The sequence below is a fragment of the Pandoraea pnomenusa genome (assembly GCF_000767615.3).
GTDB classification, from domain to species: domain Bacteria; phylum Pseudomonadota; class Gammaproteobacteria; order Burkholderiales; family Burkholderiaceae; genus Pandoraea; species Pandoraea pnomenusa.
In genome coordinates this window covers 1723767-1736170 of the sequence record NZ_CP009553.3, presented here as the reverse complement: position 1 = coordinate 1736170, position 12404 = coordinate 1723767, and the positions used below count along the sequence as shown (strand labels likewise).

Here is a 12404-nt window from a genome sequence, read left to right as displayed (position 1 = left end):
TTCTCGCTCTACACTGCGTAGCAAAGGTGGTGCGGAAGGCCCGCCGCGAGGCGCCCCCGTCCCCGGCGGGGCATATTTTTCCGCCTTGCATTCCCCTGCGTTTTTGGTTGTCATTCATCGTCATGCATATTGGAGTCATCGGGGCGGGCGTCGTCGGCCTCGCCAGCGCGTATCAGTTGCTTCGCGCAGGCCACGAGGTCACGGTCATCGACGCCGCACGGGGTCCGGGTCTCGGGACCAGCTTCGCCAACGGCGGCCAGTTGAGCTACGGCTACGTGTCGCCCCTCGCCGCCCCCGGCGTGCTCTCGCAACTGCCCTCGCTGCTGTTCTCGCGCACGGGGCCGTTGCGGATCAAACCCTCGTTCGATCCGGACTTCTGGCGGTGGTCGATCGAGTTCGTCAAACATTGCAATGCCCAGGCCAACGCCAGCTCCACGCTGCGCCTGCTCTCGCTCGGGCTGCACAGCCGCGAGGTGATGCTGGAGTTCCTGACGAGCGAATCGGTGTCGTTCGATTACCGGCTGAGCGGCAAGCTCGTGGTGTATCGCGACGCGGACAAGCTCGCTGCCGCGGAGCGCTCGCTCGAACTGGCCAACGGGCTGGGCTATGCGCAACGACGCGTGGACGCCGCGACCTGCGCCGAGCTCGAACCCGCGCTTGCCAGGATCGCGGGCGAGCTGGCCGGCGGCATTCATACGCCGGGCGAGGGGACCGGCGATTGTCAGTTGCTGTGTCAGGCGTTGGCACGGCTCGTCGGCGAACATTCGCGCGGCGCACTGCTGTACGAGCGCGAGGTCACCGGTTTCGACGCGCGCGGCAACACCGTGCGGGCGATCCGCACCCGTTCGGGCGATGTGACGGTCGACGCGTGCGTGGTCGCCAATGGGCTGGCAGCCATGCCGCTGCTGCGCACCGTGGGCGAGTCGGTGTCGCTGTATCCGCTCAAGGGCTACAGCCTGACGTATCGCGGCGCACCGCCGCAAGCCCGCCCGCAAGTGTCGGTGACCGATGCGGACAACAAGGTCGTCTATGCCAGTCTCGGCGAGCACCTGCGCGTGGCGGGCATTGCCGATCTGGTCGGCTACGACTATCGCATTGCCGCGCACCGCATCGACGCGCTGCGCACGTTGTCGGCGGGATTGTTCCCCGCGCTGCGCGGTGCGGACGCGCCGCTCGAGTGGACCGGCATGCGTCCGGCAACGCCGCATGGCCGCCCGATTCTGGGGCGCGCGCATACGCTGGGCAATCTGTGGCTGAACGTCGGCCACGGTGGCCTGGGTTTCACGTTGTCGATGGGCGCCGCGCGCGTGATCGCCGACGCGATCGACGGCAAGCGCCCCGCTGTCGATCTGGCAGGGTTTGCCCGGCTGGCCGGGTGATTTTTGGTCGACGACCATAGCAGGCCGCCCGGCCGGCGATGCAGGCAGCGCCGGGTGTGAGACGTCAGGTACCTCTCTCCCACGGGGAAAACGCGGGAAGACGTGTCGAGTTGTATCAGTGTGTTTGGGTTTGACATTCCAACGGCGCGGACCACCGTGCCATTCACTTCCGATAGGACAGAGACCATGAAGAAGCTGTTTGCTCCCCTGCTGCTCGTCAGCGCTGCTGCCGCCCTGTTCGCGCAAACCGCGAGCGCGCAGGAACTCACGGGAACCCTCAAGAAGATCAAGGACACCGGCGTGATCGCCCTCGGGGTGCGCGAGTCGTCGATTCCGTTCTCGTATTCGGACAACAACGGCAAGACCATCGGCTACTCGCAGGAAATCGCGCTCAAGATCGTCGACGCGGTCAAGAAAGAGCTCAACATGCCGAACCTGAAGGTGACGGAGACGCCGATCACCTCGCAGAACCGTATCGCCCTGATGCAGAACGGCACCATCGATCTGGAATGCGGCTCGACCACGCACACGTTCGAGCGCGCCAAGCAGGTCGGCTTCTCGCACAACATCTTCCTGTATTCGATCAAGATGATCGCCAAGAAGGGTTCGGGTATCACTGACCTGAACAGCCTGAAGGGCAAAACCATCTCCACGACCGCCGGCACGACCGCCGACCGCATTCTGTCGGGCAAGAAGGGCGAGATCGGCTTCAACCTGATTCAGACGAAGGAACACTCCGACGGCTTCCTGACGGTCAAGCAAGGCCGCGCCGTGGCGTTCGTGATGGACGAGCCGCTGCTCTACGGTCAGCGCGCCGCGCTGTCCGCGGACGAAGGCAAGAACTATGAGATCGTCGGCCCGAACCTCCAGTTCGAGAACTACGCCTGCATGTTGCGCAAGGACGATCCGGCGTTCACCAAGGTCGTGGACACGACCATCGCCAGCATGGAAAAGTCGGGCGAGATGACCAAGCTCTACGACAAGTGGTTCACCCAGCCGGTGCCGCCGAAGGGTCAGAACATGAACTATCCGATGACCGCGGAAATGAAGGCCATGTTCAAGGACCCGATCACCAAGGCTTACGACTGATCCTGAAGGACGGCGCGTCGTGCAGGGGCCTGCGCCCCTGTGCCGCCCTGCCCGGCGCCCGATCCCGTTCGACCGCAGCCTTCCCCCTCCTGATTGTCATCACCATGAATTCGCACGCCACGCTCGGTATCCTGGGCGGCATGGGCCCCGCCGCCGGTATCGACCTCTGCCGCAAGATCGTCGATCAACATCCGGCCAGCCGGGATCAGGATCACATTCCGTTCATCCTCTACTCGGTGCCGCAGATCCCCGACCGCACCGAAGCCCTGCTGCACGACGGCGCCTCCCCGCTCGACGGCATGCTCGACGGTGTGCACGCGCTCGAGCAATCCGGCGCCGGCTGCATCGCCATTGCCTGCAATACCGCGCATGCGTGGCTCGACGCCCTGCGACATCGCACCCGCCTGCCCGTGCTCGACGTGGTCGAGGCCGTCGCGGGCGAATTGTCCTCCTGCGTCGCGCCCGGGTCGCCCATCGGGCTGATGGCCACGGAAGGCACGCACCACGCCAATGTCTACCGCCCTCGGCTCGAAGCACTCGGTTACCGGTTTGCCTCGGCGGCCGAACCGCTCGCCCATCAGGCGCTCGTGAACGAAGGCATCCGCCTCACCAAGGCCGGTGACGTGCGTCGCGGCGGCGAAGCGCTTGCCATGGCGATGGAGCAACTGCTCGCCGCCGGGGCGCAGCGTGTCATTCTCGGCTGCACCGAGATTCCGGTGGCGCTCGCGACCTGCGAGACTCCCCTCGGCCGCTTCGGCCTCGATGCCTCGGCCGCCCTCGCCCGTGCGTGCATCGCGTGGTCGCTCGCGCACGAAAACCCAGTAGCAGCGTAGGGGCATTCACCCGCGGGAACCCCACCGCCACCAGGCCACCAGGCCACCGCGCTGCCGCGCTCCGTCGGCGGCGTTGCCGACGTCGTGCATTGCGGGCATCATCGGCTCGTCCACCAGCGGCGATGTTGCGCCGCTGGCACGAAATTCACGAGATTGCCGTGCCCGCAAACACCCCGCGCCCGAGTCGACTTGGCGCTCGCGAACGGTGCTCATCGGCGCGCGTCGGCGATCGCGTGCGCCCAAGGCGCCGTCCGACGTGCGTTTGCGGCCAGGCCCACGGCACGGCATCGGTCTGACGCCCCATGTCCACGCAGGAAAAAACCGGCTTGCCTTGTCAGAAAAAAACCCACAAGCCCAAACCTGTGGAAAGCGGCATGAAACGAGGGTTGCGGCCACCAAAATCGCTGGCGTCTTTGGCTATAATGGCCCACAATCCATCGGACACCTGCCGGACCGACGTCCGGCCATGAGCGCGTTTGCCTTAACGGGGAAGCACATGAGCAGCAGCGCGCTCGACGTGATGCATGCACAGACAACAACAATGAGTTCAGATCGACTCCCAGCCGGCGTGCCCCTGGTCGAACCTTCGACCCTGACGCCGGCCATCGCCGAGACCCAGGTCTCGGTGCCGGCCCCGGCGCTGTCCCGGGCGCTGGTCGAGCTGACCGGCGGACTCTCGGCGCATGTCGCTGCCGACGGCCGTTTTCTTTTCATTGCCGAGACTTCCCTGCGCCTGCTCGAATACTCGCGCGAGTATATCGACCACGCCACGCTTTTCGAGCTCACCGGCATCGAAGACGTGCCGCTGCTGCAAGACGCCTTCTCCGCCGCCCAGACGCTCGGTCCCCAGCAGTGCACGGTTCGTCTGCTGCGCGGCCTGACCGACCGGGTCTGGATGCGCCTGCGCATCGCCCAGTACACCCCGCGCATTGCCGGCGCGGGCGCGACGTTCCTCGTCCATGGCGAAGACATCACCGCCTTCAAGGAAAACGAGGCGCGTCTTTCCGATCTGGCCGTGCGCGACGCGGTGACCGGTCTGGGCAATCGTCAGTACATCCAGCAGTGCATCGTCGACGCGATTCAGCATGCGCGCGAGGGCGGTCCGAACTTCGCGGTCGCCCTGCTCGACCTGGACGGTTTCAAGAAGGTCAACGATTCGCTCGGCCACGACGTGGGCGATCAATTGCTGCGCGACGCCGGGCAGCGCCTGATCGCGCAGATCCGCGACACGGACATGGCCGCGCGCATGGGCGGCGACGAGTTCGTGCTGGTGCTGCCGGGCTGCGACAATGAACAGGCGCTCGGCGGGATCATGAAGCGGTTGCTCTCGGCGGTGCAACAGCCGTTCCAGGTCGGCGACCAGTTGTTGCACCTGACCACGAGCATCGGCGTATCGTTTTATCCGCAGCACGGCGACTCGGCCGGCCTGCTCATCAAGCACGCCGACGCCGCCATGTACTGCGCCAAGGATCGCGGCCGCAACGGGTTGTTTGTCTACACGGACGATCTGGGCGACCTGCATCGCAAGGCGTTCTCGCTGGAATCGGCCATGTTCGAGGCGATTCACAACGGCGAGTTCAGCCTGCATTACCAACCGATCTGCGACCCCATCACGTTGAACGTGAAAGGGGTCGAGGCACTCATGCGCTGGCATCCGGCGCTGGGCCCGGTCTCGCCGGCGGAATTCATTCCGCTGGCCGAAGCCAACGGTCTGATCAATTTGCTCGGCGGCTGGGCCTTGCGCGCGGCCTGCATGCAACTCGCGCGCTGGGATCGCACCCGGCTCGACGGGATTTACATGTCGGTCAACGTCTCGGCGCAGCAGTTTCACCATCCCTCGTTCCCGAGCCTGGTCTGGCAGGCGATTGCCGATTCGGGCGTGGAAGGCCACCGGCTGGTCCTCGAAATTACCGAGAGCGTGCTCATGCGCGATCCGGAGCAGGCCAATCTGGTGCTGCGCGAGTTGCAGACGCTTGGCGTGCGCTTTGCCGTCGACGATTTCGGCGCGGGCTATTCGAGTCTGGGATACCTCAAGCGCTTCCCGCTCTCGTCGCTCAAGATCGATCGCAGCTTCGTGAAAGACATGCCCACGTCACCGAACGACCGTACGATCGTGACCGCGGTCCTCGGACTGGCACGCGAGCTCGGACTGTCGGCGATCGCCGAGGGCGTCGAGACGGAAGAACAACGGCAGATGCTGATTGATCGCGGCTGCCATTCCATCCAGGGCTGGCTGGTGTCGAAAGCCCTGCCCGCGGGAGAACTCGAGGCGGCTTTTGCGAGCGGGCGCCTCCATGTGGATGCCGGCCACTGACCGGACAACCCCGCCACCATGAGTCTGACCAAAGAAAAAACGCTCGAACTGTTATGGCAGCGCATGGCCGAGCGCGGCGACTTTCCGTCGCTGCAGCGCTCGGTCACGGGCATTGTGTCCGCCATGCAAAGCGAGAACACGAGTACCGCCGATCTGGCGTCGTCGGTGCTCTCCGACTTCGCGCTCACGCAGAAAGTGATCCGCCTGGCCAACTCCGCCATGTATGCGCCGTTTGGCTGCAACGTGACGACGGTCTCGCGCGCGATCATGATTCTCGGCGTCGATACGATCGGCCACCTCGCCCTGAGTCTCAAGCTGCTCGAAGGCTTCGGCGAAGTCGCGGCGGGCCGCGACGACATGGCCCGCGAACTCGCGCGCGCCACGCTCGCGGGCGCGTTCGCGCGCGACATCACGTCCAAGAACGGCATTCGCGACGGCGAAGAGGCGGTCGTGTGCACGTTGCTGCATCACGTGGCGCGATTGCTGGTGACGTACTGCTTTCCCGACGAATGGGTGGAGATCCAGAGGCTCGCCGAGCAGCAAGGCATCAGCGACAGCGATGCCTGCGAACAGGTGCTGGCCATCTCGTTCCCGGAACTGTCCGAAGCGGCGGCCCGCAAGTGGGGGTTGCCCGAGTCGATCGCGACCAGCATGCGGCCGATCGACCTGGAAGGCGATGCGCCGCTCTCGCACGCCGACTGGCTGTGCGCGGTGGCCAACATGTCCAACGAAATGGTGACCGAGCTCACGCGCGGCGCCGACCCGGCGCGTCTGGCCGAGCTGGCGGAGCGTTACGCGGACCGTCTGGCGCTGGACGTCGGCGAAGTCGTCTCGGTGGGCGAAGAGATGGCGCGCGACACGAGCCATCAGGAATTCATCGCGATCAGCACCGGTGCGTCGAACTCGCGCCAGCCGCCGGCCGGCAAGCCGCTGGACGCGGCACGCCGCCTGGCCGACGGCCTCTCCGAAGTACGTGCCGCCACCGGCGAGACGGATGCCGTGGGCCTGCTCAACCTGACGCTCGAGGCGATCCTGCAGTCGCTGGGCTTCGTGAATTGCGCCGCTTTCGTGCGTTCGCCGGCCAACAAGGTCTTCGAGATGCGATTCGGCATCGGGCGCGACGTGCAGCCGCTGCTCGGGCTGGCATTCCCCGAAGCGTTCGAGCCCGACGTCTTCCACCTTGCGCTGACCAACGGACGCGCCATCCTGATCGACAATGCGCGCGAGCCTCGCATCGTGGCGCGTATCCCGCTCTGGCACCGGCAGCACTTCGCCAATGTGAAGTCTTTCTTCCTGTTGCCGATTCGCCAGCGTAACCAGACCGTGGCCCTGCTCTACGGCGACTGGGGCGGTGCGCTTTGCGCGGGCGGCATCGGTGCGAAGGAAATGGAGTTTCTGCACCACATGGGTGACGAAATCTCCAGCAAGCTCGACAGCGTCGCCCAACGCAATGCCACTACGGGAAGCCACACCGGCGACGCGCTCGTGCGCAAGCCCTCCGGTACGACCGGCACGCGCTAGGACTGCTGGCGCGGGGTCTGCGCGTCCGAGCGCCCAGGCGCTTGGGACGTCGGCGAACCCGCCGTTCGTGTCGCGCCGCCTCATACGCCAGACGCAATCTTTGGTATTTCAAAATCGATATATTGAGTCACTCGACGGTGCGCCCGGACGCTGTCGAATGGACCATTCCAACGCCGTCGGTCGCGTGCGCGATTGTGTCATCCGCACGCAGGCATAACGCCCCATGCCACGCCCGGCAAGGCGTTGCGCCCGACGCGCAATTGCCTCGCCGGCAGGCGTACCATGGCGACATACCGCAGTTTTTCGCCATGCCCGCACGTCGATTGCGGGCCTTGAAGGGATGATCGCCACGCGCGGCCTTTTTTTGACTGCACTCGCTGCCCCCCGGTAAAAAATTTACGCTCGGCTTCGCCTTGTAAATCTACGCATGCCGTCGGATCAGGAGAAGACATGACGCAATCCGCTGCTGTGCCGGTGCACCCGGTCGATGAGCGCCTGCCGCTGCCCAAGTTGTTCACGCTGGGATTGCAACACGTGCTGGTGATGTATGCGGGCGCGGTCGCCGTGCCGCTGATCATTGGCGGAGCGCTGAAGATGTCGGTTGATCAGATTGCGTTCCTGATCAATGCCGATCTCTTCGCGTGCGGTATCGCCACGCTGATACAGACGCTCGGCCTCTGGATCTTCGGCCTTCGCCTGCCGATCATGATGGGCGTGACGTTTACGGCCGTCACCCCCATGATCGCGATCGGCACCAACCCCGAGCTCGGACTGCTCGACATTTACGGCGCGACCATCGCGGCAGGCGTGATCGGCATCTTCATCGCCCCCTTCATCGGCAAACTGCTGCGGCTCTTCCCGCCGGTTGTCACGGGCACGGTCATTACGGTGATCGGCATCTCGCTCATGGGTGTGGGCATCAACTGGGCGGCGGGCGGCTTCGGCAACCCCGACTATGGCAATCCGCTTTACCTCGGCGTGTCGTTCGCGGTGCTGCTGTGCATCCTGTTCATCACCAAATATGTTCGCGGCTTCTTCGCCAACATTGCCGTGTTGCTCGGCATTCTGTTCGGCACGATCGTGGCGGTCGTGCTCGGCAAGGTGTCGTTCGCCGGGGTGTCCGAGGCGCCGTGGTTCGGCTTCGTCATGCCCTTTCACTTCGGCATGCCGCGTTTCGATCCGATCGCCATCGCCACGATGACGCTGGTCATGCTCGTGACGTTCATCGAATCGACCGGCATGTTTCTCGCGGTAGGCGACATCGTCGGTCGCCCGGTCGATCAGAAGACGCTGGTGCGCGGGCTGCGCGTCGACGGACTGGGCACGGTCATCGGCGGGATCTTCAATACGTTTCCGTACACGTCGTTCTCGCAGAACGTCGGGCTCGTTGGCGTGACGGGAGTGAAAAGCCGCTGGGTGTGCGCGACGGGCGGGCTGATCCTGATCGTGCTCGGACTGTTTCCGAAGGTGGCGCACGTGGTGGCATCGGTGCCGCAATTCGTGCTGGGCGGTGCGGGCATCGTGATGTTCGGCATGGTCACGGCCACAGGCATCAAGATCCTCTCGAAGGTGGATCTTTCGAAGAATCGCTACAACCTCTACATCATCGCCATCAGCATCGGCGTGGGGATGATTCCCGTGGCGTCGGACAAGTTCTTCATGAAGCTGCCGCACGCGTTCGCGCCGTTCTTTCACAGCGGCATTTTGCTCGCCTCGATCAGCGCCGTGCTGCTCAACGCTCACTTCAACGGCCTGCGCAGCGAGGAAGAGGCCAGTGCACTCGCTCAGGAGGCGGGCAAGCAAGCCGACGCCGCCCATTGAACCGACGTGCCGGAGGCGTGCATCACGCCTCGGTGAGCTGGCGAAATCGTGTCAGTGAAAGTTCCGACTCGAGATCGTGAGCTCGCCGAGCATCGACGAGAGATCGACCAGGCGATGCGCCACCAGATGGGTCACACGCTCCTCGCGCTGCCACACGCCTTCCACCCCCAGCAAGGACGACGCCAGCAGTTCCTTGCGCTGCGATTCGACCAGGTCCGGCCAGACAATCACATTGATCACGCCAGTCTCGTCTTCCAGCGAGACGAACACCGTGCCATTGGCCGTGCCGGGACGCTGGCGCCCCGTCACGATGCCTGCCGTTCGCACGCGTCGGCCGTTGACGCCCTCGGCCTGCAACTCCCTTGCCGTTCGCACGCGCATTCTCGCGAGTTTCTCGCGTAGCAACAGCAACGGGTGACGCCGCAGTGTCAACCCCGTGCTCGCATAATCGGCCACGATGTCCTGCCCCTCGGGCATCGCCGGCAACGCCACCTGCTCGTCGGCACTGCCCGGCAGCGCGTCGCGCAGGACCGTTGCGCCCAGCAGCGGCGTGGGCGGCTGCCACGCCGCCACCGCCCAGCGCGCCTGGCGGCGTCCGCCCAGCAAGGCCGACAATGCATCGGCCGCCGCCAGCGCATCGAGATCGCGTCGCGACAACGCCGCGCGAGCGGTCAGATCGTCGATGTCGGTAAACGGGCGCTGCCGCCGCGCCTGCTCGATCGCTTTCGCGCCCGCCTCCGACAGGCCCTTGACCAACGACAGCCCAAGCCGCACCGCCGGGCGCCGGGCATTGCCGTATCGCCCGACCCTCGCCTCGGGACGCGAATCGACATCGCTCACACAGACATCGACCGCCCGCACCTCGACACGATGCCGGCGCGCATCCTGCACCAGTTGCGACGCCGAATAGAACCCCATCGGCAAACTGTTGAGCAACCCGCACAGGAACATCTCCGGCGCATGACACTTGAGCCACGCACTGGCATACGCGAGCAACGCGAAACTCGCCGCATGGCTTTCGGGGAACCCGTATTCGCCGAAGCCCTCGATCTGTCGGCAGATGGCTTCGGCGAATTCGAGCGGATAGCCGTTTTTCTGCATCCCGCCGATGATGCGTGTCTGGAATTTCTCGAGCCCGCCCTTGCGCTTCCATGCGGCCATCGAGCGGCGTAACTGATCGGCATCGCCGGGCGAGAAGTCGGCGGCGATCATCGCGATCTGCATGACCTGCTCCTGAAAGATCGGCACGCCCAACGTGCGCTCGAGTGCCGCCTTGATCTCCTCGCGCGGATAGATCACCGCCTCCTTGCCCTGCTTGCGGCGCAGATACGGATGCACCATGCCGCCCTGAATCGGCCCCGGCCGCACGATCGCCACTTCGATCACGAGATCGTAGAACTTGTCCGGCTTGAGCCTCGGCAGCATGCTCATCTGCGCCCGCGACTCGATCTGGAAAACGCCCACGGTATCGGCCCGGCGAATCATTCCGTACGTTGCCGGGTCGTCGCGCGGAATATCGGCCAGCTCCATCGGCTTGCCCCGCCATTCGCCCAGCAGGTCGAGCGTACGACGCAACGCGCTCAGCATGCCAAGCGCCAGCACGTCAACCTTGAGCAGCTTGAGCGTCTCGATGTCGTCCTTGTCCCATTGGATGACGTAACGATTCTCCATCGCCGCCGGTGCGATCGGCACGAGCCGCGAGAGTCTGTCGCGCGAGATCACGAAACCACCGACGTGCTGTGACAGATGCCGCGGAAAGCCGATCAGCCGCGCCACCAGGTCGGCCCACATCCGCGTGGTCGGCGCATCGGGCGACAACCCCTGTGCCGCCATGCGCGCGAGCAGATTCTCGCGCCCGTCCCACCACTGCTGGCTCTGCGCCACCTGCTCGACGATCGACAGATCGATGCCGAGCGCCCGCCCGACATCGCGAACCGCGCTGCGCATGCGATAGGAAATCACCGTCGCGGCCAGCGCCGCCCGGTCGTTGCCGTACTTGTTGTAGATGTACTGGATGACGATCTCGCGCTTCTGATGCTCGAAGTCGACATCGATATCGGGAGGCTCGTTGCGCTCCTTCGACAGAAAGCGACCGAAGAGCAACTGCACTTCGTCCGGATTGACGGCCGTGATGTGCAGGCAATAGCACACCGCCGAGTTGGCCGCCGACCCACGCCCCTGGCACAGGATGTTCTGACTGCGGGCAAAGCGCACGATGTCGTACACCGTCAGAAAGTACGGCTCGTACTCGAGATCCCGAATGAGCGCCAGTTCGCTCTCTATCAGGTCGCGAACCTTTTGCGGCACGCCATGCGGATAGCGCCGCTTCGCGCCCGCCTCGACTTCCTGACGCAGGTAGGTCTGCGGGGTATGACCGGCGGGCACCAGCTCCTCGGGATACTCGTAACGCAGGCTGCGCAGATCGAAATGGCACCGGGAAGCGATGGCAATCGTCTCGGCCAGGGCCTCGGCCGGATAGCGCCATGCGAGCCGCAACCGTGTACGCAGATGCTGCTCGGCGTTGGCCGCCAGTGCCAGCCCGCAGGCCTGCACCGGCTTGCCCAGTCCGATGGCCGTGAGCGTGTCCTGCAACGGCTTGCGCGAGCGCACATGCATGAGAACGTGGCCGGTGGCAACGAGCGGCACGCCGCATTCGGCGCCGATCGTGCGCAGCCGTGCCAGATGCGCGTCATCGTCGGCGCGGTGCCGCCGCTCGAGCGCGAGCCAGACACGCCCCTCGCCAAACGTCTGCCTTGCCCAACGCGTCTGGGCCAGCGTGCACTCGACACTCGCGTCGGGGTCGGGCACGAGAATGATCAGGCAGCCCGGCAGCCCCCGCAAATGGGCCTGCCCGGCGTGCGGCGCACTGAAGTCTCGCGGGTGCAGGCGATAACTGCGGTTCGGCCCGCGCATGCGCCCCAGCGTGATCATCTCGGAAAGGTTGCCGTAACCGTCGCGATGCTGCGCAAGTGCCACGAGATGAAGAGTTCCCAGGCGATCCGGATCCTGTCCCGAGGTGTCGATGCCGGCGGGCGCCAGCGGCGCGCGGGCCGGCACCGGCTCGGCCGCTTGCGGTGCCTGAGGCGTCAGGCGAAACTCGCTGCCCACGATCAGCGACATCGACGGATGTTTCACCACCTCGGCCAACGCGCGCACCACGCCGGCCAGCGAGCACTCGTCGGTGATCGCCAGCGCGGTGTAGCCCAGATGTGCAGCGCGCGCGATCAACTCCTCCGGATGCGACGCACCGCGCTGAAACGAGAAGTTCGACAGGCAATGCAGTTCGGCATAGGCGGGCAGACCGCCGTCGTCCGTCTCGCGCGAAGCGGCCGAAGCGGCCGCAGCGGACGCAGCGGCACTGTCATCGGCACCGTCGTCATTGGCGGCCAGCCCCTCGGTAGGCCCTTGCCATGGCAGAAAATCGTCGACATTCATAGCAGAACGGTC

Annotated in this window: 7 protein-coding genes; 6 read left to right on the top strand and 1 reads right to left on the bottom strand. The window is 65.2% G+C overall.

What is annotated here, in order from left to right:
- Positions 1–122: 122 nt before the first annotated feature.
- The 6 genes from LV28_RS31920 (at position 123) to LV28_RS31890 (ending at position 8957) form a co-directional block, all read left to right on the top strand.
- Positions 123–1379: a D-amino acid dehydrogenase gene (locus LV28_RS31920; protein ID WP_038621321.1), complete on the top strand. Its 1257-nt coding sequence runs from the start codon at positions 123–125 to the stop codon at positions 1377–1379.
- Between the two features lie 186 nt (positions 1380–1565).
- A complete protein-coding gene (locus tag LV28_RS31915) occupies positions 1566–2468 on the top strand; it encodes a transporter substrate-binding domain-containing protein (RefSeq protein WP_038618183.1) in 903 nt (300 codons plus the stop codon).
- 104 nt (positions 2469–2572) lie between these two features.
- Positions 2573–3301: a cysteate racemase gene (gene cuyB, locus LV28_RS31910; RefSeq protein WP_023595132.1), complete on the top strand. Its 729-nt coding sequence runs from the start codon at positions 2573–2575 to the stop codon at positions 3299–3301.
- A gap of 331 nt (positions 3302–3632) precedes the next feature.
- A complete protein-coding gene (locus tag LV28_RS31900; protein ID WP_155765749.1) occupies positions 3633–5615 on the top strand; it encodes a putative bifunctional diguanylate cyclase/phosphodiesterase in 1983 nt (660 codons plus the stop codon).
- A gap of 18 nt (positions 5616–5633) precedes the next feature.
- Complete coding sequence (locus tag LV28_RS31895) at positions 5634–7136, top strand: HDOD domain-containing protein (protein WP_023595130.1); 1503 nt, start codon at positions 5634–5636, stop codon at positions 7134–7136.
- 450 nt (positions 7137–7586) lie between these two features.
- Entirely contained in the window at positions 7587–8957 is a 1371-nt protein-coding gene (locus tag LV28_RS31890; protein WP_023595129.1) for a nucleobase:cation symporter-2 family protein, read from the top strand.
- Between the two features lie 51 nt (positions 8958–9008).
- Here LV28_RS31890 and LV28_RS31885 read toward each other — a convergent pair whose 3' ends face one another.
- Positions 9009–12392: an error-prone DNA polymerase gene (locus tag LV28_RS31885; RefSeq protein WP_081326838.1), complete on the bottom strand. Its 3384-nt coding sequence runs from the start codon at positions 12390–12392 to the stop codon at positions 9009–9011.
- Between the last annotated feature and the right edge of the window lie 12 nt (positions 12393–12404).

Bases quoted from the DNA above. Each gene is read 5' to 3' on its own strand.
- LV28_RS31885 (WP_081326838.1), bottom strand. From the start codon at position 12,392: ATGAATGTCGACGATTTTCTGCCATGGCAAGGGCCTACCGAGGGGCTG.
- LV28_RS31920 (WP_038621321.1), top strand. From the start codon at position 123: ATGCATATTGGAGTCATCGGGGCGGGCGTCGTCGGCCTCGCCAGCGCG.
- cuyB (WP_023595132.1), top strand. From the start codon at position 2,573: ATGAATTCGCACGCCACGCTCGGTATCCTGGGCGGCATGGGCCCCGCC.
- LV28_RS31890 (WP_023595129.1), top strand. From the start codon at position 7,587: ATGACGCAATCCGCTGCTGTGCCGGTGCACCCGGTCGATGAGCGCCTG.
- LV28_RS31895 (WP_023595130.1), top strand. From the start codon at position 5,634: ATGAGTCTGACCAAAGAAAAAACGCTCGAACTGTTATGGCAGCGCATG.
- LV28_RS31915 (WP_038618183.1), top strand. From the start codon at position 1,566: ATGAAGAAGCTGTTTGCTCCCCTGCTGCTCGTCAGCGCTGCTGCCGCC.